Origin of the sequence: Streptosporangium pseudovulgare (assembly GCF_014648055.1) — a bacterium.
Taxonomy (GTDB): Bacteria; Actinomycetota; Actinomycetes; order Streptosporangiales; family Streptosporangiaceae; genus Streptosporangium; species Streptosporangium pseudovulgare.
The window spans coordinates 153,763-176,478 of the sequence record NZ_BMQJ01000003.1; the positions used below are offsets into that span (position 1 = coordinate 153,763).

Here is a 22,716-nt window from a genome sequence, read left to right on the forward strand (position 1 = left end):
CGTGGGCTGGCAAAAGGCGCTGAACGCGCTTATCGGGCGATCGGCGGAGCTCGCCCGGCTGGCCGCGGTCCTCGACTCCGCCGCCGCGGGGCTGGCCGGGGTGGCCCTCGTCGGCGGCGACGCCGGGATCGGCAAGACCCGCCTGGTCGCCGAGCTGGCCGAACGGGCCGAGGCGGCCGGCTTCGCCGTACTGGTCGGGCAGTGCGCCGAACTGGGCGACGCGCTGCCGTACCTCCCGCTGGCCGACGCCCTGCGCGGCGCGCCCGCGGAGCTGCGCGCGGAGATCGAGGCACGCCCGGTCCTCGGCAGGCTGCTGCCCGGCGGCGTCGACCTCGGCGCCGAGACCGCCTCGGCCCTCACCCAGCAGCGGCTCTTCGGCTCGATGCTGGGCTTCCTGGCGACGAGGCCCGTGCTGCTGATCCTGGAGGACCTGCACTGGGCCGACCGGTCCACCCGCGACCTGCTCGTCTTCCTCAGCCGGATGCTGCAGACCGAGCGCGTCTGCCTGGTCGGCACCTACCGCACCGACGACCTGCACCGCCGCCACCCGCTGCGCCGCGTCCTCGCCGAACTCAAGCGCCTCCCCTCGGTGACGGCCGTCGAGCTGAGCCCGCTCGGTCCCGACGAGATGGCCGACCACCTCTCCGGACTCGGCGGGACGGATCCGCGGGTGATCGGCGAGGTCGTCGACCGGGCCGAGGGCAACCCGTTCTACGCCGAGGAGCTCCTGGAGGCGTTGACCGACGGCTCCTCGATGAGCGACGGCCTGGCCGACCTGCTGCTCTCCCGGGTCGAACCGCTCTCCGACGCCGCCCAGCGGGTGCTGCGGGGCGCCGCCGTCGCCGGGCGGCGCGTCGACCACGCCCTGCTCCAGGAGGCGTCCGGCCTGGACGACCTCGCCTTCGAGGACGCCATGCGGGAGATCGTCTCCCAGGGGCTGCTCCGCCCCGACGGGGAGTACGGCTACGCGTTCCGCCACGCCCTGCTCCAGGAGGTCGTCTACACCGACCTGCTGCCCGGCGAGCGGACCCGGATGCACTCGGAGTTCGCCCGGCTGCTCACCGCCCGCGAGGGCGCCGCGGCCGAGCTGGCCTACCACTACCTCGCCGGACACGACCTCGCCGAGGCGATGTCGGCCTCGGTCGAGGCGGGCCGGCGGGCCGAGCGCCTCGGCGCGCCCGCCGAGGCCCACCGCCACTTCGAGCAGGCGCTCGGGCTCTGGGACCGCGTCCCCGACGCCGAGCGCCGCGCCGGGACGGACCGCGTACGGCTCGCCATGCGCACCGCCGCCGCCGCGGCCGACATGGGCGACAACCACCGGGCCATCGCCCAGCTGCGGGAGCTGCCCCCGACGGCCGAGACCCGCGAGCGGCTCGCCTACTACCTCTACGACTCCGACGACGTGCCGGCGGCCGTCGCCGCCGCGGAGGAGGCCGTGGCGGCGGCCGCTCCGGGCACGGCCGTGCTGGCGCGGGCGCTGGCCACTCTCGCCCGCACGCTCCTCCCCACCGCCCGCGATGCGGAGATCGGGCCGCTCGCCGAACGCGCCCTGGAGATCGCGGGGGACACCGGGGCCCGCGACGCGCAGAAGAGCGCGATGGTCACCCTCGCCTCCTGCGCCGAGTACGACGGCGACCCCGGCCGGGCCGGGGAGCTGTTCGGCGCCGCCGCCGCCCAGGAGTCCGGCGACCTGGCCGTCGACCTGCGGGCGATCTTCCAGCACGCCCGGCTCACGTTCGAGCACGGCTCGATGGCGGAGGCCGCCGTGATCGCCGAGCGAGGCGTCCGGCTGGCCGAGGACAGCGGCCTGTCCTGGAGCACCTTCGGCACCGACCTGCGGTTCCTCCAGCTGCTGATCCACTACACGACGGGGGACTGGGCGCGGGCCCGCAAGGAGGGCTCGGGGTTCGGCGTGCGCGTCGGCACGAACCACGAGGCGATCCTGTCGTCCTTCGCGCTGTTCGTCGAGGTCGCCATGGGGCTGCCCGAGGTGGACGAGCGGCTGACCTGGGTGCGTCCCTTCTGGTCCGACTCCCTGGTCGCCTACATGTCCCGGGCGCTGGCCGCCGAGCACGCCCTGTGGAACGGCGACCCCGCCCTCGCCCTGGAGCACGTGACCGCCGTCCTCGACGCCCTCGACCCGGCCGACATGGGCAACATCCGCATCGGGGCGGTCGGGCTGTGGGCGCTGGCCGAGCTGGGCCGTACCGACGGTGCCGACGAGCTGCTGGCCCGCGCCCGCGGACCGGTCCGGCCCGGGACGGGGGTCGAGGGGCACGCCTGGCTGGCGAGGGCCGAGGCCGAGTGGCACCGCGTGCACGGCCGCGCCGACGTCGGGGCCTGGCGGGCCACGGTCGAGGCGTTCGGCTACGGGTTCGTCTACGAGACCGCGCGCTCGCGGTGGCGGCTGGCCGAGGCGCTGCTCGTCTCGGGGGACCACGCCGCGGCGCTTGAGGAGTGGAGGCAGGCCGTCCGGGCCGCCGCGTCGCTCGGCGCCCGGCCGCTGGGCGACGCCCTGGCCGACCTGGGCCGCCGGGCGCGATTCCCCGCGGCCGAGTCCGAGGTGCCGTCCGGGACCGGGCCCGGGGACGCTTCCGCAGATGCTTTCGGGGGCGCGGCGGGGTCGGTGGCGGGAGCCGCGGCGGGGTCCGGGTCAGGGGCCGCCGAGGGGCGGGAGACAGGGAACGGCACGCGGGGGCGGACGCCCGCCGGGTCGCGCCCGGGCGCGCTCACCGGGCGGGAACGGGAGGTTCTCGCGCTGGTCGCCGAGGGCCTGGCCAACCGTGAGATCGGCGAGCGGCTGTTCATCGCGCAGAAGACGGTGAGCGTGCACGTCTCCAACATCCTGGGCAAGCTCGGCGTCTCCTCCCGCACCCAGGCCGCCGCCGTGGCCCGCAGGGAGGGCCTGCTGTAGGGCCCCCGCGGGCATCGGGGACCGGCGCGGCGGCCAGAGGAGACCGAGCGGTGGCCGGGTGACATCGGGACACCGGCCGGGAGGTCAGCGGCCCCGAGTGGAGACGGCCAGGTCGCGGACGACCTGGATCAGCTCGGCCGGGTCGAACGGCTTGGTGAGGTAGGCGTCGACCCCGATGCCGAACCCGCGCCGCTTGTCGTCCTCCTGCGCCCGCGCGGTGATGAGAACGACCCTGATGTGGCTGGTCCCCTCGTTCCTCCGCAGCTTCGTGGCGGTCATCCAGCCGTCGAGCCGGGGCATCATGACATCCAGCGTGATCACATCGGGCATCACGTCCCGCACCTTGTCCAGGCAGTCCTGCCCGTCGAAGGCGGTCTCCACCTGGAACCCCTCAAGGGTCAGGTTGACCGCGATGAGCTGCCGGATGACCTCGTCGTCATCCACCACCAGTACCTTGCCCAGAACCTCGCCCACGGCCGTGAGGCTAACCCGTGGGAGCGGGGCCACGCGTGGTTTTCGCCGGACGCGTACCGGCGGCGCCCGGAAAAGCCGCAGAAGGCCGGGAGTCCGGAAGGCCGGGGGCCGGGGGTCCGGAAGGCGCGCCGCCCGCCGTTGGGGGCGCCATCGAGCCCGTGGGCGATGAAACCGACGGACAGCGGCGCGTCACCCGCCGCCGAGCCGCCACCCGCTGTGGGCGGCGCCGCGTTGTCCACAGAATCCCGTTCGGCTCCTTGGCGATCACACGTTCCGGCCGATCCTGGGCTCCGGTCATCCGCCGAACCTGGGAGGACACATGATCACCGCATTCCTCGCCGCCACCGCTCTCACGGCGACCCTGGCGGGAGCGCCGCAGGAGTCTCCGGCCCGGCACTGCCCCGACGCCGTACGGCTCCTGCTGAGCATCCGCTCCCTCCTCGGAGCCGGGATGCCGGACGGCATCCGGAGATGGATCGAGAGCGAGATGCGGGACACGCTCGTCGCCGCCTGCGAGGCCCGCCGGGCGGTTCCGGCCCCCACTCCGCCGGTGCCCCCGGCCCGCGACTCCGCGCCGCCGGCGCCCCCGGCTCTCGGCTCCGTGCCGCCGTGGGCGCCTCCGCCCTCCACCTCCACGCCGCCGTGGGGGGTTCCGGGCTCCGGGGACGAACCACCGGAGAAGGTTCCCGGCGCGAGCCCCGCCGGGCCCGGGGCCGCTGATCCGGACGCGATCGGGGCCGTGATACGGGGTGCGATCGGGGCCGTGACCCCGGGTGCGGCCGAGGACGGCCCGTCCCATGAGACAGGCGGCCCATCCGGCGAGGCGGGGAAGCCCGGCCTTTCGCCCGGCCCCTCGTCCGTCATCTCCCCGCGGCCGCGCCCCGTCTCACCCGCCCCCTCTCCGCGGTCGCGCCGCACCCCACCCGGCCGGACGGCCGTGGCCGCCGCCCTCCGCCAGCTCGGCAGGCCGTACGTCTGGGGAGGCGGATCCGGCGCGGGGCCGACCGGCGGCGGCTTCGACTGCTCGGGGCTCGCCCTGCACGCCTGGTCCAGGGCGGGCGTCGCGCTCACCCACTACACCGGCAGCCAGTTCAGGCAGGGCCGCCGGGTGCCGTTCTCCCGGCTCCGGGCCGGTGACCTGGTCTTCTTCGGTGGCGGCACGGGAGACCCCACGCACGTGGGCATCTACGTCAAGGGCGGCGTCATGGTCCACGCCCCCAAGACCGGCGACGTCGTCAGGATGACGAACTTCGCCGCCTCCCCCTACTACCGAGCCCGCTACCGAGGAGCCGTTCGCCCGGGCCCTCGGTGACGCCATCCGCCCGCCAGACGCCCGCCAGACCAAGCCGTTCGCCTCCTGTGATCTCCCCTCCGCGCTTCGAGTGTCGGTCCACCTCCAGAACCTGGTAATCTTTCACTCGTTGGCCCCCTTAGCTCAGGGGATAGAGCACCGGCCTCCGGAGCCGGGAGCGCAAGTTCGAATCTTGCAGGGGGCACACAGCAAAAGGGAAGCATCTCCCGACGCCGATCCGCCACCAGGCGGGTCGGCGATTTGCTTTGTAGGCGCCTGGATCGCGGGCACGTCGTCCTCCTTGCCGGTGATCCTGATCAGAACCTGGCGGGCGCCGTACCGACAGCGAATCTTCAGGTGGAAGGCGTCGAAGAGCCGGTGCCGCGGATCTTCCGCGGCGCCGTGGCCATACCGGCGGCCGTGGGGGTTCATCGAGGAGGCCGAGGCCTTCCGTGGGCCGCGGTTTGCCGACCAGGGCGTTCCGCTCTTCTGACTTCGCCTTGCGGGCCCGGGCCGGGTCCGCGTACCGGCGCCGGAGCCGCTCACGGGAGCCCCGATCGATCTCGTCGTCGCCGGGGTCCGGCCCGCTTCCGGGTGAACGGCCATACTCCAGATCGCGGTCGGTGACGGCCCGCGGGGCGGCTTCGCGATCGAGGCCGGCGACGCGGAACGTCGCCCCGCCGGCCGGACGAGGAGGCGACGGGCGGGTCTCGATCCCGGTGACCTCGGGATACAAGAGCCGCAGAGTTCGCCCGGTTGCCGGCCATGGCGGTTCCGCCATGGCCGGCAACCGGCCTGTCCGGCGATTTTCGGTTACCGGCAGGGCAACGTCTGATTGTTGTTGTTCGGAACCCGTGACTTTCGCGCAGGAGTGTTGACAGTCGTCCGAGGCCGTTTTAGCTTCGACAGATGTCAGACGTCTGATGTCCGCCACAGTGAATGCGATCCCCGCGGAAGCGAGTCCCCCCGTGAAACGCAGACTTCCCCTGGCGTCAATCGCTGCCGTCGCGTTGGTGACAGTGTCGCTGTCGCCCGCCCGAGCCGAACCTCTCCGGGCCGCACCCGTCCATGCGCAGACCGTTCTCCCGAGGACGACACCACCCGGAGGAGAGATCCGTACGACCCGGACGGTCGATCTGGCCACCAGCCAGGACGGCCAGTACCGCCAATACCGCATTCCCGCGATGGTGGTGACGAGATCCGGCACCATCGTCGCGTCGTACGACGGCCGGCATACCGTGGCCGACCTGCCGTCGAACATCGACAATCTCGTGCGTATCAGCCGTGACGGCGGGAACACCTGGTCGGCGCAGCGGGTCAACCGCTCCGGAGAATATCCGGCCGGCTTCGGTGATCCGTCGCTGGCCTACAATCCCGCGACCAACCGGATATTCCTGTTCTACGCGGCGTCACTTCGCACCGGATTCGTCGCGAGCCGTACGGGAACCGACCACAACGATCCGTACGTGGTGCAGGCCGACTACAGCTATTCCGACGACGACGGGCAGACCTGGAAGACCAAGCGAATCACCGACCAGGTCAAGGACCCGTCCTGGGGCGGCATCTTCGCCTCGTCCGGCCGTGGGCTCTATGTTTCCGCCGGCCGCTACAAGGGCCGGATCGTCCAGCAGTACAACGTCCTGAAAAGCGGCCAGGTCTATGCCGTGAGCGCGTGGACCGACGACAACGGGGAAACCTGGCATCACGGCGACCTGATCGGCCCGGGAACCAACGAGAACAAGGTCACCGACACGTCGACCGGTGACCTCCTGCTCAATGTCCGAGCGAATCCCTACAGGTTGCGGGCCGTCTCCACCGATGGCGGCCGGACCTACTCGCCGCTGACGCGGGACACGGCGCTGCGTGACCCCAATGACAACGGCTCGATCATGCGGGCCTACCCGAACGCCCCGGCCGGGGATCCGAGGTCCCGCTGGTTGATCTCCACCAACAACGACGATCCGCAGATCCGGATGAACACCACTGTCCGGCTGTCCTGCGACGACGGACAGACCTGGCCCATCTCCAAGGTCCTCGACCCGGGAGCGTCCGCATACTCCACGGCGGACATGCTCGCTGACGGACAGGTGGGTGTCCTCTACGAACGCGAGGGCTACGCAAAGATCACCTTCGCGTCGTTCCCGGTCAGCGAACTCGACGGCCTGTGCGCACCCATCGCCATCCCGGCCGGTACGGCGCTGACGGCCGACGCCACCACCATCGTGCCGGTCACCGTGACCAACCAGCAGAACGACACGCTGCCGGCGGGGGCCATCGCCCTGGGCGGTCTCGACGGCGTTTCCGGTACCGCCGCGACGCCTGCCGTCGAGCCGGGCCGGTCGATCACGCTCGACGTGCCCGTCAGAGTCGGCAAGGACGTACCGGTACGGTCGATCCGGCTGACCGGCGTCTACACCGCCGGGGGGAAGAGTTCCACCACCGTCCAGGCGGCCACCATCCAGCCGCCGGCCGGCCCCGTGACCACGGTGTACCGCGACACCGCGACCCACGCCTTCACCGGCAGGGAACTGATCGATGTCACCCCTGACCTGGCGAAGGTGCGCGCCCTGGACAACGGATCCGTCTCGGTCACCTTCACCACGACGAACGCGAACCAGACGCTCCCCCAGGTACTGTTCGGCGCCTCCCGGAACGGGGTGGACGACCACGAGTTCCTGATCACGATCAACTCCGGTGGCAGGCCCTACTTCGAGATCCGGCCGTCGCGCGCGCAGGGGTACCTCGCCAATCACCAGAGCCAGGTCAACGTCGCCGACGGCAGGGAGCACACGGTCGAGCTGCGGGCCGGCGGCGGGCAGACCACCTTCTGGCTCGACGGCGTGAAGCTCTACACCGCCCCGCGTCAGGTCTTCTTCTCCGCGCTCACCAACCTGGAGAACATGACGCTGGGCGGTGTCCACTTCAAGACCGGCAAGGACTCGGCCCCCACCGATCAGTGGTTCTTCACCGGCACCATCAGCGAGGTGCGGATCGCCACCACGGCGCCTCCGGCGTCCGGGCCGGCCCCGGCACCCGCAGTGAAGATCGAGCCCGTCCTCGACGTCTACCGGTACAACGCGCCGCCCGGACTCGGTATCAAGGACCAGGCGTCGTACATGGTCCGCGTCACCAACACCGGGAACGTGCCGCTGACCTCGCTCACCACCACCGGGAACATCGACCTGAGCGGCTGCGCCTCGAGCCGTCTCGCACCGGGGGACGACATCGTCTGCCGGAGCAGGACCCACACCTTCACCCAGAATGACGTCGACGCCCGCGCGTACACGCCTTCGGTCACGGTGAACGCGACCGCCGACGGCCGGCCGTTCACCGCCTCGGACACCGGCGGGACGCTTGCACTGCCCGCGCCGTTCCAGCTCCCGCCCGCGCCCGCGCCGGCACCGGGACCGGTCGACGGTTGCGGGACGCCGGCCCGCCCGGTGGGCGTCAAGGCCAACAGCGAGGAGTCTTTCGCCCACTACGGGGCGGAGGACACGCCGGCCACGAATGTCATCGACGGCAACAGCGGAACCTTCTGGAGCTCCGGCTGGTCGTACGGCACCCGGGAGTTCCCGAACGCCATCGTCCTCGACCTGGGCGCGTCCGCGAAGGTATGCGCGCTGAACTACCTGCCCAGGCAGAGCAACACCAACGGCAACATCGGCGACTACCGCGTCTACGTCTCCGACGCCCCGGACGACTTCGGCGAGCCGGTCGTCGGCGGGGCCTTCGTGTCCGGTACGGCCGCGCAGACCGTGTACCTGCCGAAGGCGAAGAACGGCAGGTACGTCAAGCTCGCCGCCTACGGCGACATCGGTGCGAACAACACGCAGACCACCACGGCGGCCGAGCTTTCGGTGCGGGTGGTGGGCCGATCCGCGCTTCCGGCGGTGATCCCCGCTCCGACGTCCATGGCCGCCGGTCCGGGCCCCGGCTTCGAGCTGAAGCCGGACACGCCGATCCTCACCGACGCCGCAACGAGGGAGCAGGGCGCGTACCTGGCGTCGATCCTGGCTCCGGCGACCGGCTTCCACCTGGCCGCCGGCCCCATGGTGAAGGGCGTGGGGAAGAAGCCGGCCGCCGTCACCCTCTCAGCGGCGGGATCCGCCGACCTGGGAGAGCAGGGCTACACGCTCACGGCGGACCACAAGGGCGTTCTGATCACCGGCCACACGGCCGAAGGCGTGTTCAACGGCGTCCAGACGCTGCGTCAGCTGCTCCCGCCGCAGATCAACGCCCCCACCGTGCGGCAGGGAGCCTGGACGGTGCCCGCCGTCCGCGTCTCCGACACACCCCGCTTCCCGGTGCGCGGAGCGATGCTGGACGTCGGCCGCCGGTTCTACCCGGTGACCGACGTGAAACGACTGCTGGACCACATGGCGGCCTACAAGCTGAACTCCTTCCATTTCCACCTGACCGAGGACCAGGGATGGCGTATCGCCATCGACGCGTATCCCGCGCTGACCCAGGTCGGTGGGTCCGGACAGAGCGGGATCAAGCCCGGCACCGTTGACAACGGCGTGGCCGGGCCGTGGTTCTACACGAAAGAGCAGTACCGCGAGATCGTCGATTACGCGAAGGCCCGCTTCATCCAGGTGATCCCGGAAATCGACGGACCCGGCCACATGGGTGCGGCGATGGCCTCGGTGGCCGGACTGAACTGCAACGACACGGTCATCCCGGTCTACACCGCCTTCAATCGCGGACCGAACCTCTGCCTGAAGGACGACCGGCATCTGGCCGGTATCAAGGAGTTCCTCACCGCGGTTCTGGCCGACGTCGCGGGCCAGAACCCGACCAGTGACTACATCCACGTCGGCGGCGATGAGGCGGACGGCACCCCGAACGCCCAATACCGGGCCTACACCGAGATCGCCAATCAGGCGGTGGCCGCGGCCGGCAAGAAGGTCATGGCGTGGAACACCTGGGCGAGCGGCGAGGCCCTGCCGGAAGGCGCGGTACTCCACAACTACGGACAGGAGAACGGCGAGTTGGGCCTGGCGGCCGGCGTGCGCACGGCCCTGGCCAACGGCAACAGAATCCTGATGTCGCCGGCCGACCATACCTATCTCGATATCAAGTACGACAGCTCGGTGCCCTACGGCCTCACCTGGATTCAGGGCCGCTACCTGGACCTCGCCAGGGCCTACCGATGGGACCCGAACACCGTCGTTCCCGACCCGGATGGTTCGGGGCGGCTGGAGGTCTCGGACGAGCAGATCTACGGTGTCGAGCTGGCGCTCTGGGCGGACGCCACCAACCAGAACGGCCCGACGACCCCGTGGAGCGACGACAAGCCGTTCGACCCGGTGTCGAAGTACATGGACACCATGTTGTTCCCGCGTCTTCCGGCGGTGGCGGAGGTGGCGTGGAGCGCCAGGCTCGACCGGCAAGGTGACCCGTCGCTCTTCGAGGACTTCCAGAGCCGGGTGGCTCAGCATGCGCTCGGCTGGGAGTACGCGGGCATCCGGTACTACCGGGCTCCCGACGTGCCGTGGCTGCCCGCCGTGTCCGTCTCCGGGAAACAGGCCGTTACCGGCGGCCGGATGCACTGACCGCGGCGGTCGGCAACCATCGTTACCGGCGGCCGGATGCACTGGCCGCGGCGGTCGACAATCACCGACATGTGACCGGCAACGGTGAATTGTTCGAGGGCCTTCTGGCGTGTGGGACCCGACCGGGATCCACATCGCCAGGAGGCCCCCATGCCCGCTGCCGGACCTCGTCACCCCGAGACGTCCGGCAGCCGATCGCGCCTTCGCCGGCCGCGCCGTCGTGGGGGCCGTCAGGGATGTGCGGCCGCCCGGCGCTCGTGCTTGGAGCGCCGGAGCCGTGGCACCGGGATGATAGCGGTGCCATGAGGGTCTCCACCAGGCATCCACTACGTGGATCGGCGCGGGAAGCAACGGCTGATGGCGTTATCATGACCTGCGAGAGGGGCGGCAGGGGGGACTCATGAAGTTGCGGAGCGCGGGTGACGGTGCCGCACGGCCTCCCGCGATGGCCGATGTCGCCCGGGTCGCGGGGGTCTCCCCCCAGACCGTGTCGCGAGCCCTGTCCGGCCACCCCTCGGTGCAGGAGGAGACGCGGGCGAAGGTCCTGACGGCCGTCGACCAGCTCGGATATCGCAAGAACAACGCCGCGCGGATGCTGTCGTCCGGTCGCAGCCGCAGCATCGGCGTGGTGATGCAGCAGACCAACTCCTACTCGCGCATCACCTTGATGTACGGCATCGAGAGCGCGGCCCAGGAGGCCGGCTACTCGGTCCACACCGCCACCACCGTCTCCCTTGACACCTCCGCCATCGAGGACGCCCTGTCGCGACTGGCCGACCAGGGCGTCGAGGGGGTCATCCTCGCCGTCCCGCTCATCCACGTGAGCAGGCGGATCGAGCAGCTCACCGGTTCGATGCCCACCGTCACCATCGACGGATCGCGCACCTCCGCCACCGAGGTCGTGGCCGTCGACCAGGCCCGGGTCGCGCACCTGGCGACCCGGCACCTGCTGGATCTGGGGCACGAGACCGTCTGGCATGTCGCCGGGCCCCGGGCGTGGCTCGAAGCCGCCAGTCGCGCCCAGTGCTGGCGCGATCTGCTGGAGGCGGAGGGGAGGACGGTCCCGCCCGAGCTGGAGGGGGACTGGTCACCCGAATCCGGCTACCGCAACGGCCTCATCCTGGGCAGGATCCCGAATGTCACCGCGGTCTTCGTGGCCAGCGACGAGATGGCGTTCGGCGTCATCCGTGCCCTGCACGAACTCGGCAGGCGGGTGCCCGGCGACATCTCCGTCGTCGGCGTCGACGACATCGCCCTGGCCCGGTACTGCTCCCCATCGCTCACGACCGTGGCCCAGCCGTTCACCCAGATGGGCGCCCTCGCCGTCTCCCACCTGATGCGCCACCTCGCGGATCCCGACGCCACCCCCGAACCCGCGTCCGTCGAGCCCACCCTGATCGTGCGCGCCAGCACCGCGCCGGCCGGCCGGGGCGACGCGTAGGAGTCGCCGCGCCCGAAGGGGCCGTCCCGCTCTCGTCGGCGGCCCCGCCGGGCCATGGCTCCGGCCGTGTCCGGTCGGCGCGGCCGATGCCCGCCGTCCTTCCGCAGCCGGAGCGCATCATGCCGCGGCGGCGGAAGGACGGTGAGCACCCGATGCCCCAGCCGGACCCGGCCTAGTCGATCCGCGCGGTGGAGCCCGGCCGGTCGTCTGGCGCACCAGAGACGATGGGATCGATAACATCAGCGAAACAAGCCCAGATCAATATCTGGTGTTATCGATGCCATTCATCTACTGTCTCTCTCGTCCCCCTTCGGAGCCACGAGGAAGCTGCCAGGTGGAAACCATGGCTCTGCATCTCCCCCGACCGCCCCCACGTACGTCCCCGCCGGGACCGGCTCGACATGGCACATCTGAGCCGGTGGCGTGGCTTCCGGAAACCGGTCGCGCCGGATGACGGCCGCATCCCGGATGGGACCGGTGAGCACTTCGAGACACTTCGCACCCAGCGGCTCCACACCGCGGCAGGCACACGGCGAGACGACCTGCCGACGGGCCGGGCGGGCGCCGCCGACATGCCCTGCCCACGGCAGGACGCGCCGGCCTTCAGGACACGCCGGTCCCGCCGTCGATGCGGTTCCACCTCGGCCCGCGTCCGCATGCCGGCGCCGCCTCACGCGGCGGGAACCGCCGGCTCCAACGTGAACTCCGCCACCCCCCGAGGACACGGCCCTCCGACCAGGCCCTCCAGCTCTTGCGACCGTCCTTCTCCGCGACAGCGGACTCCTGACCCGCACCAGACGTCGCCGCGATGTGCACCGGCAACCATTCAGATCAAGGGGACCAGATGCCGATCACCCCCCATCCCCGTCACCGATTGCGCAGGTTCTCCTCCGCCCTGCTGGCCGCCCTCATGACGCTCGGCACGTTCACGCAGGCCGCGGCGGCGGCTCCCAGAGGCGCTCTCCCGCCGGATGCCGAAGCGGCGCGGCAGGCCCCGGCGCCGGCGGCCGTCACCGGTACGTACCGCTTCCCCGGCAATGACGGGGCCGCCCACAAGGTCAGCTGGGACGGCTACTCGCTCAAGGTGGACGGCGCCCGCCTCAACGTCTTCTCCGCCGAGATCCACTACTGGCGGCTTCCCAGCCCCGAGCTCTGGCGGGACCTCCTGCAGAAGGTCCGGGCCGGCGGCTTCAACGCGGTCTCGCTGTACTTCTTCTGGGGCATTCACTCGGTCGCGCCCGGCAAGTACGACTTCTCCGGGATCCGGGACATCGACCGGCTGCTCACCATCGCCGAGCAGGAGGGCCTCTACGTCATCGCGAGGCCGGGGCCGTACATCAACGCCGAAGCCTCCATGGGTGGGCTGCCGGCGTACATGACGAACAACCCCGACGGCCTGCGTTCCACCCAGCCGCAGAACCTCGCCGCGGCCAAGGAGTGGCTGCACACCTTCGACCAGATCGCCAGGAAGCATCAGGTGACGGATGGTGGCGGCGCCATCCTCCTCTACCAGGTCGAGAATGAGCTGATCTCCGAGACGGCGGCCCGCGCGTCCTACGAGAAGGCGCTCGTCGAGCAGGTCCGCTCCGACGGCATCACCGTGCCGCTCTCGCACAACGACTACAGCCTCAACAAGCGGTGGGTGCCGAAGGCGGCGGGCGGCACGGGCGCCGGCGCCGACACGGGTCTGGACCTGTACACGTACGACACCTATCCGCTCGGCTTCAACTGCAACGCGGGGCGCGGCGGCATCAGTGACCTCGAGTCGGCCTTCCGCTCGTCGATCACCGGCAACCCCATCATGATCGCCGAAGGGCAGGGCGGGGCCTTCACCCCTTGGGGCGCCTCCTTCACGCCCGCCAAGTGCCGGCAGTTCGTCGACCCGGCCTTCACCCGCCAATGGGGAGTGAACAGCATCGGCTCCGGGGTGACGCTCTTCAACCACTACATGGAGTACGGCGGCACGAACTGGGGCTGGACCGGCTCCCCGTCGTCCGGCTTCACGTCCTACGACTACGGCGCCGCGATCGACGAGAACCGCCGGCTCACGGCGAAGTTCACGACCCAGAAGCAGCTCGCCTACCAGCTCGACACCCTGACCGGCATCGCCTCCATGCAGCGGGTCGTCCCGCCGGCGGTTACCGTGGCCCCCGGCGGCGCGGACGTGCTGGCTCTCTCCCGCCAGGCCACGGAGAACCAGGCGACCGGCTCGGTCACCGGCAACGGCTCCCGGTACATCGCCTTCCGCCTCGCCGACTCCAACGCCACGACGGACACGTCCTTCACCTTTCCCCTGACGCTCGGCCGGTCGCAGCCGATGGGCCTGTTCACGACCGACGACGCGGACACGGGCAAGGTCGAGTACACCGGCTCGTGGACGCACGCGACGGGCCACAGCTGGACCGCCAACGACTACAAGGGGACCGAGAGCTTCTCCGACACGCCGGGCGACTCGGTCTCGTACACCTTCACGGGCACCGCGATCCAGGTCGTCATGCCGCAGTCGGAGAACCACGGGTACGGCGACGTCTACATCGACGACGTCAAAGCGGGCCGGACGAACTCCTACCACCCGCTCACCGGACAGACCAAGCAGTGGGTCGCGTTCGAGAAGAACGGGCTCAACGATGGCCGGCACACCATCAAGATCGTGGTCAGCGGGCAGAAGGACCAGGGCTCCTCGGGCACGTACGTCTCGGTCGACGCCTTCAACGTCCCGCCGGAGGGCACCGGGGTGACCTTCGCGCGGATCCCTCAGGACACGGGCACCGCGCTGCGCCTGCACGGCCGCGACGCGCTCGGCGTGGCCGCCGATCTCAAGCTCGGGGCCCAGGAGATCTACTACACGACCTCCGAAGTCGTCGGTTTCACCCCGATCAAGGACTCCGACCTGCTCCTGCTCGACGGCTACGCCGGGGACCCCGGGGAGACCGTCCTCCACTACGCCACGCGACCCAAGGTCACCGTCACAGGTACCGCGGTCACCACGGCGTGGGACGCGGCCACCTCCTCGCTGCGGCTCGACTACACCCACGGTGGAGCCTCGCAGGTCGTCGTGAAGGCGGGCGGCCGTCCCACCCTCACCATCCGGGTGCTGTCCCGGGACGACATGGCGACGGCCTGGCGCGTCAGCGGCGCGAGCCCCGATGCCGCGGGGAACCTCACGACGGTCGTCCTCGGCGCGGATCTGGTCCGTGCCGTCCGCTACGCCGACGGCACGGTCCACCTCACCGGCTCGATGCAGTCCGCCGGGACGCTCACCGTCTTCCCGCCACCCGGCTACCCGAAGATCACGTTCAACGGCGTCCCCCTCGGCAAGACCAACGGAGCGCCCAGCCTCACCGCCCCGGTTCCCGGACCGCGGCCGGTCACCGCGCCGACGTTGTCGTGGTCCCGTATGCCGGAGAACCCGGAGACCTCCGCCGACACGGCGACCGCCGGGCCGGGATGGCGGACGCTGGACAAGAAGACGACGCACAACCCGCGGCAGGGCCCGGGCAACCAGGGCATCGTCCTCGACGCCCACGCGTACGGCGCCTTCGAGGGCCATGTGTGGTATCGCGCCGCCTACACCGCGGCGACCGACCTCACGAGCATCTCGCTGCGTGGCAACGGGTCCACGGGCTCACCGAGCGGCGGAGCGTACGGGGACCGGCTCAAGGCCGTGGGCGGCACCGCCGCGGACATGCTGGTGTGGGTCAACGGGACCTACGCCGGAGCCCGCCCGGCCAACGGCGAGGACCAGACGCTCACCCTGCCCGCCGGACTGGTCAAGGCCGGCATGCCGGTCGTCGTGTCCACGCTCGTCCTCAACCTCGGCCAGAACCTCGACTGGTCGGACGACGGCTCCTCGCGCGCCAACCGCGGTCTCCACAGCGCTGCCCTGGGCAACTCGGGACCGGTGACGTGGCGGCTGCGGGGCGCCCTCGGGTTCGGCGAGGCCCCGGCCCCGCCAGACACCGCGCGCGGTCTGTACAACAACGGCGGCCTGTACGGCGAGCGGGCCGGCTGGCACCTGCCCGGTCATCCCGACGCGACGTGGACGCCGGCGACGGACCTCCACGCGCCGAAGGCCGGCGTGACGTGGTACCGCTCCTCGGCCACGCTCGACGTCCCGGACGGTCAGGACGCGTCCTTCGTCCTCAGGGTCTCCAGCGCCCGCTTCGCCTCGAAGACCGACAAGTCGCGGGTCATCCTCTTCGTCAACGGCTGGAACACCGGCGTCTACGCCGGGAACGTCGGGCCGCAGACCGAGTTCACGGTGCCTTCGGGATTCCTCGACATGCACGGCGGCAACGACTTCGCGCTCGCCGTGGTCGCCGAGGAGGACGGCGCCGGCCCCGACGACGTCCAGCTGAAGCTCGTGGGCAACACGACGGGCGGTCTCCCCGCGGTCCAGGACGGCGCGCCCGTCATGCCCGCTCTCGGTGTCACCGCGGCGGGAGCGGCGACGGCGAGCACCGGCGAGCGTTACACCATCACCGGCACGGTCACGGTGCCCCCGCTCGTCGGGGGTGTCCAGGCCGCCGCGCGGGTCGCCTGGGGCGACGGCACGACGAGCACCTGGCCGGTGGCCGACGGCCGGTACACCGCCCGGCATCGGTACACCGCCGCGGGCGGCGACCGCGCCACGGTGACCCTCGTCGACGCGGTGTCCCACGCGCCCCTCGCGGAGGCGTCACCCGTCGAGGTGACGGTCTCCGCCGGGCAGGCCGGGGCGTCGCCGGCCCTGTCCGTGGACCACGGCACCGTGGAGGCCGGCAGGTCCGTCACGGTCACGGCGGCGGGGTTCGCCGCGGGGGAGACGGTCACCGCCACCCTCACCTCGTCCACCGGCGACAAGGTCACCCTCGGCGCCCTCGACGTCAGTGACGACGGGACGGCCGCCGGGGAGCTGACCGTGCCGCGGTACCTCGCCGCCGGCGACTACCTGCTCGCGGTCACGGACGGTCTCGACACGCCGACCGCTCCGCTGAAGGTCGCCGAGACAGCGGCGCACGGCAACCTCGCCCTCGCGTCGAACGGGGCCGGCGTCAACGCCTCCGGGAGCGAGACGACGTCGTGGACGCCCGACAAGGCGATCGACGGCGACCGGACGACGCGATGGTCGTCGGACTACTCCGACGGTGCGTGGATCACGGTGAAGCTGGCCCGCGCCGCGGTCATCGACCACGTGAACATCTTCTGGGAGGCGGCGTGCGCCGCCCAGTACAAGCTGCAGGTATCGGCCGACGGCACCACCTGGGCCGACGCGACGAGGGCCGTCTCCCCGGCCTGCGGCGGCCGTGACACCCAGACCGTCGGCGCGGACGCGGCCCCGGGCGCGGCGTACCGCTACGTCCGCGTGCAGACGCTCAAGCGGACCCCCATCGGCGGCCGGTACTACGGCGTCTCACTGTGGGAACTGGAGGTCTGGGACGGCCCGGAGCAGATCCTCCCGGCACCCCTGTCCGTCGTGCCGAAGCCGCTGACACTGACGCGGCAGGCGGGGGCCGAGCCGTTCACGCTCTCACCCGCCACCGCCGTCGTCGCGTCGGGTGAGGCCACCCCGGTCGCGGACTTCCTCGCCGGGCTGCTCCGGACACCGACGGGCTTCCCGCTTCCGGTCCGGACCTCCGGCTCGGGCTCGGGCGACATAACGATCACTCTGGATCGGGCCGCCTCCTACCCGGCGGCCGGGCCGGCGGGTACGGACGAGGCCTATCTCCTGGACGTCACCGACCAGGGCGTGCGCATCACCGCGAAGAGCGCGCACGGCGCCTTCAACGCGGTCCAGACCCTGCGCCAGCTACTGCCGGTGTGGGCCGAGGCGCCCACGAAGGTCGTGGCGTCGTGGAACGTCCCGGCGGTGCACGTGGCCGACGCCCCACGCTTCGCCTACCGCGGGGTGATGCTCGACGTCGCCCGGTCGTTCCAGACGGTTGACGAGGTGAAGCAGACGATCGACACGCTCGCCATGCTGAAGACGTCGGCGCTGCACATCCACCTCGCCGATGACCAGGGCTGGCGCATCCAGATCACCGACGACGGCAAGGACCCGGGCGATCCGATCGACTACGCGAAGCTGACGGGTCGGTCGGGGATCACCGCGATGAACCAGCAGGGGTACCGGAACGAGGTCGGCCGCACCGGGTTCTACACGCAGGCGCAGTTCCGCGACATCGTCGCCTACGCGAAGGCCCGCTTCATCCAGGTGGTTCCGGAGGTCGACGTGCCGTCGCACACGAACGCCGCCCTCCACGCCATCCCGCAGCTGAACACCGCCCGTTCCCTCCCGGCCCGGGACGCCGCCACCGGTGTCGTCGCCTGGAACGGCTCCGGCAGCGTCGGATACTCGGCGCTGGACGAGCAGGCCGACGTGACGTACCGGTTCGTCCAGCACGTCTTCGCGCAGCTCGCGGACATGGCCGGTGGCGACTACGTGCACATCGGCGGCGACGAGTCACACGCCATGGGCCACACCCGCTACATCGACTTCGTCACGAAGGCCGTGCCCAAGGTCCGTGCGGCGACCGGCAAGGGCACCATCGGCTGGAGCGAGTACGCCGAGGCCGGCCTCAGCCAGGGCCCCGGATACTGGAACGGCTCCGTCGTTCAGTACTGGGTCGGCTCCGGTGACCAGGTCCGTGACTTCATCGCCAAGGGCGGCAAGGCGATCGTGTCGGCCGCGGGGGGCGCCTACCTCGACCAGAAGTACAACGCGTCCACCCCGATCGGCCTCACCTGGGCGTGCTCCGGGAGCTGCGACGTGGACCGATACTACTCGTGGGAGCCGACCACGACGGTCTCCGGCGGCGTCCCCGAGTCGGGTGTGCTGGGCGTCGAGGCCTCGCTGTGGTCGGAGACCGTGCGGGGAGGCGACCAGGCTCAGTTCCTCGTCTTCCCACGTGCGGCGTCGGTGCTGGAGATCGGCTGGACGGACCAGCAGAACAAGGATGTGGCCGACTTCACCGGCCGGCTCGCCGTGCTCGGTGACCGGCTCGCCCTGCGGGGGACGAACTTCTACGCCACGAGCGCGGTGACATGGCGGCATGCTGTCGCGGCGACCCCGCTCACGGCCAGGACAGGTGCGACCGCGGACTGGCCGGTGGCCACTCTCGTGGCCCCGGGCACCGTGTCGGCCGACGGGACGGCCGTCCGGCCCGACCCGCTCAGCGCCTCGACGGTGGTGACCCCGCTCACGGGTGAGCTGAGGTGCCCGAGCGGCTCGGCCCCCGTGCGGTGGCGCACCGAGCAGGCCGAGGACGAGCTCCACAGCGCCGGCGTCTACACCGCGGTCGCCGACCGCGCCTTCGACGGCGCCGAGAAGTGCGTCCTCGTCACCTCCGACGGTCGGTCCACGCGGGTCGACGTCGGCGTCGCCGCCGACGCGCCCCTGCCCGCGGAGCCCGGTTTCACACCGTCCGACCCGGCCTCCGCCGCCCTCGGCGACGGTGGCGGCCCCGTCCGGGCGGGGACCTGGGTCCACCTGACGCTCACCGGGTTCGACGACCGCGACTACGTGACCCTCGGTCTGAAGAGCGCGGGCTCGACCGGTTCGACGGCCCTCGGCACCGTCCGTACGTCGCCGACGGGGACCTTCGACGGGTACCTTCCCATCCCGGCCGCGACGCCGGAGGGCTCCGCCGTCCTCACAGCCGGCCAGGGCCTCCGCACCGCCACGGCCACCGTGGACGTCTCCTCCGGCGTCAAGCCGCTGCCGAACCTCATCGACCAGAAGACGGTGAAGGTCGCCGGCGTCGACAGCCAGGAGACGGCCGGAGAGAACGCCCCGGCCGCCAACGCCCTGGACGGGAACCCGGCGACGTTCTGGCACACCCAGTGGCAGGCGGCCCAGCCGGGGTTCCCCCACTGGATCAGCCTGGACCTGGGGCGCTCCCACGACGTGACGGGGCTCTCCTACCTGAGACGGCAGGACCAGGACAACGGTGTCCTCGCCCGCTACGAGGTGTACGTCTCGGCGGACGGCGTCAGCTGGGGCGACCCGGTCGCGAGCGGCACCTTCGGCGCCGCGTTCACCCCGCAGAACGTCACCTTCCCGGCCGTGACGGCGCGGTACGTCAAGCTCGTCGGGCTCAGCTCGCTGGCCGGCAACGGCTTCGGCGGCGCCGCGGAGATCAACATCGGCGGCACTCCCAGCCCCTGACCCACACAAGCCTGATCACCACGAACCGGAGAACAGAATGGCGAGACCCGTGATCCCAAGACCCCTGATTCGAGGCGCCGCCGCGGCACCGGCGTTCGCCGCCATGGCCGGGAGACTCCGGCCCCGTGCTCCCCGGCGCCGTACCGGTGTGCTGGCGGTCCTGGTCGCCGCGCTGACCGCCCTGACGAGCACACCGGCCTCGGCTCTGCCGACGTCCGCGGGCGCGGCCGCGGCGCCGGACGCGGCGACCGCGCCGGTGACGGTCCCGGCGCTGTCCGGCTGGAAGCCCGCCGAGGGCGCCTTCCAGCTCACCCGCCGCAGCCGCGTGCTGGTCGACCCGCGCGCCACCGCCGTGCACGACGAGGCCCGGACGTTCGCGGACGACATCGCGGCGGAGACCGGCAGGCGGCCGCCCGTGGTGCACAGCACCACGGCGGCGAAGGCCGGCGACATCGTGCTGCGACTGGACGACTCCCGCGCCGACCTGGGCGCCGAGGGCTACGCGCTCACCGTCGGCGGCGTCGCCACCGTCACCGCCAAGACGGACGCGGGCGCGTTCTACGGCACCCGCACCCTGCTGCAGATGTTCCGGGCGGGTGCGGCGGTTCCGGCCGGCAGCACCGTCGACGTGCCGCAGTACGCCGAACGCGGCGTCGGCGTCTGCGCCTGCGTCATCAACGTCTCCACCTCCTGGCTGGAGCGGCTGGTGAAGGACGCGGCGTACCTGAAGCTCAACCAGCTGTGGCTGGAGCTGAAGGTGAAGAGCACCGCCCACCCCGAGTCGAACGAGTGGGGCTACTACACCGAGGCCCAGATCGCCGCCCTGCAACGGCTCGCGCACCGCTACCACGTGACGCTGGTGCCCGAGGTGAACTCGCCGGGCCACATCGAGCCGTGGATCCGCAACCGTCCCGATCTGCAGCTCACCGACAGCTCCGGGCAGAAGCAGGTCAGCCGCCTGGACATCACCAAGCCCGAGGCGTTCACCTTCCTGACGCAGATCATCGACGAGTACTTCACGGTGTTCGACACGCCGTACTGGCACATGGGCGCGGACGAGTACATGATCGGCTCGGACTACGCCCGGTACCCGCAGATGGCGGCGTACGCGAAGGAGAAGTTCGGACCGGACGCCGTGCCGCAGGACGCGTTCGTGGACTTCGTCAACCGGATCGACGACTACGTGAAGGCCAAGGGCAAGACGCTGCGGATCTGGAACGACGGCATCACCACCGCCGCGAAGGTGCCGCTCAACACCGACATCGTCGTCGAGCACTGGTACAGCTACGGCCTGAAGCCCAGCCGGCTGCTGGCCCAGGGGCGCCGGCTCATGAACGCGAGCAACGACCTGTACCACGTCCGCGGCGCCTACGGCGTCAACACCCGCAAGCTGTACGACGACGGCTGGGACCCGCGGCACTTCCTGGGCGAGACCGTCCCGTCGGCCGACGGCATCACCGGCGCCAAGATGACGATGTGGCCGGACAACGGCTCCGGCAACACCGAGAACGAGGTCGAGTCCGACGTCTTCGCGCCGTTGCGCCTGGTCGCGCAGGTCACCTGGGGCCGGCCCAAGCCCGACCCGGATTACGCGGCATTCACCGGCCGGGTGAACGCGGTCGGCCGGGCGCCCGGGTTCGGCAACGTGGACCGGACGCCGGTCGAGCCGGGCACGTACACCCTCGCGCGGGGCGACGCGTTCCTGTCCGCGGCCACGGCCGCCGAGGGCGCGTCGCTCGCCACGGGCACGGCGGAGTCGGCGTGGGACGTCAGCACCACCGCGGACGGCTACTACACGCTGCGGAACGCGGCCGCCGGCCGCTGCGCGGAGTCCCGGATCGGCACCCGCTACCTCAACACCCCGCTCCAGCCCGGCACCCCGATCACCGCGCAGACCTGCGACCCGGGCAACCGGCTGCAGCGCTGGCAGGCCACCGCGGTTGACGGCGGTGTCACCCTCACCAACGCGATCACCCGGATGGTGGCCGTGCTCGACGACGGCGGCCGCCTGGTCCAGCAGGTGCCGGACGGACACCGGGCCGCGGTGTTCACCCTCGCCCCGGCGCTGAAGGTGGCCGCCGCCGCCGACCAGGCGACCGTCGTGCCGGGCGGCACCACGACGCTGACCGTCACCGTCACCAACGGCACCGGGGAGCCGGCCTCCTCGGTCGAGGCCCGGCCGACCGCCCCGGCCGGCTGGACGGTGACCCCGGGCAGCGCGACCGCGGCGACCATCGCGCCCGGAGCGACCTGGACCGCGTCCTTCACCGCCACGCCGCCGCGGCAGGCGCAGGCCGGGACCACGTCCCTCGGGGCCGCCGTCGGCTACACCGTGGGAGGCGTCCACCACTCGGTCGCCGCCGCGGCACAGGTGCGGCTGAGCTGCGCGACCGCCCCGACCCGGCCGGCCGCCGTCACCTACGCCGACAGTGAGGAGACCGCAGGGGAGAACGGCCGCGCCGCCAACGCGATCGACGGCAACCCCGCGACGTACTGGCACACGGAGTGGTCGCGGAACGCCCCCCGGCCGCCGCACGAGATCCGGCTCGACCTGGGTTCGGCGAAGTCCGTCTGCGCGATCACCTACCTGCCGCGGCAGGGCAGCGGCGGCGGGTCGGCGAACGGCCGGATCGGCGACTACGAGATCTACCTGAGCACCGATGGCAGTTCCTGGGGCGACCCGGTCGCCAAGGGCGCCTTCCCCGACACCGCCGAGGCCCACTGGGTGCCGGTCCCGGCCACGACGGCCCGCTACCTGAGACTCGTCGAGCTGTCCGAGGTGAACGGCAACCCGTGGGCGGCCGTCGCCGAGGTCGGCGTCGACGCGACGGCCGCGCCGTAAGTCGCCTGCCGCGGCAGCCGGACCCCGTCTCGCGGCCCGCGCCGCCGGGCCGC

Annotated in this window: 7 protein-coding genes and 1 tRNA gene; 7 read left to right on the forward strand and 1 reads right to left on the reverse strand. The window is 71.7% G+C overall.

The window, feature by feature from the left end; all coding sequences use genetic code 11:
* Position 1: 1 nt before the first annotated feature.
* Entirely contained in the window at positions 2 to 2,914 is a 2,913-nt protein-coding gene (locus tag IEZ10_RS40255; RefSeq protein ID WP_189245856.1) for a helix-turn-helix transcriptional regulator, read from the forward strand.
* A gap of 84 nt (positions 2,915 to 2,998) precedes the next feature.
* On the opposite strand, the gene IEZ10_RS08040 is transcribed toward IEZ10_RS40255, so the two are convergent.
* Positions 2,999 to 3,388 (reverse strand): response regulator transcription factor, encoded by a 390-nt coding sequence (locus tag IEZ10_RS08040; RefSeq protein WP_189245857.1) that lies wholly within the window; start codon positions 3,386 to 3,388, stop codon positions 2,999 to 3,001.
* A 319-nt stretch (positions 3,389 to 3,707) separates the two neighbouring features.
* Here IEZ10_RS08040 and IEZ10_RS08045 point away from each other — a divergent pair, with 319 nt between their 5' ends.
* From IEZ10_RS08045 to IEZ10_RS08095, 6 genes are all read left to right on the forward strand, one after another.
* Complete coding sequence (locus IEZ10_RS08045) at positions 3,708 to 4,700, forward strand: C40 family peptidase (protein ID WP_189245858.1); 993 nt, start codon at positions 3,708 to 3,710, stop codon at positions 4,698 to 4,700.
* A 112-nt stretch (positions 4,701 to 4,812) separates the two neighbouring features.
* A tRNA-Arg gene (locus tag IEZ10_RS08050) sits at positions 4,813 to 4,884 on the forward strand.
* Between the two features lie 979 nt (positions 4,885 to 5,863).
* Positions 5,864 to 10,234, forward strand: a complete 4,371-nt coding sequence (locus tag IEZ10_RS08055) for a family 20 glycosylhydrolase (protein ID WP_189245859.1) — start codon at positions 5,864 to 5,866, stop codon at positions 10,232 to 10,234.
* A gap of 445 nt (positions 10,235 to 10,679) precedes the next feature.
* Entirely contained in the window at positions 10,680 to 11,675 is a 996-nt protein-coding gene (locus tag IEZ10_RS08060; RefSeq protein WP_189245860.1) for a LacI family DNA-binding transcriptional regulator, read from the forward strand.
* Between the two features lie 844 nt (positions 11,676 to 12,519).
* A complete protein-coding gene (locus IEZ10_RS38795; RefSeq protein ID WP_229811063.1) occupies positions 12,520 to 19,821 on the forward strand; it encodes a beta-galactosidase in 7,302 nt (2,433 codons plus the stop codon).
* Positions 19,822 to 19,870: 49 nt separating this feature from the next.
* Positions 19,871 to 22,663: a family 20 glycosylhydrolase gene (locus IEZ10_RS08095; protein WP_189245861.1), complete on the forward strand. Its 2,793-nt coding sequence runs from the start codon at positions 19,871 to 19,873 to the stop codon at positions 22,661 to 22,663.
* Positions 22,664 to 22,716 lie beyond the last annotated feature (53 nt).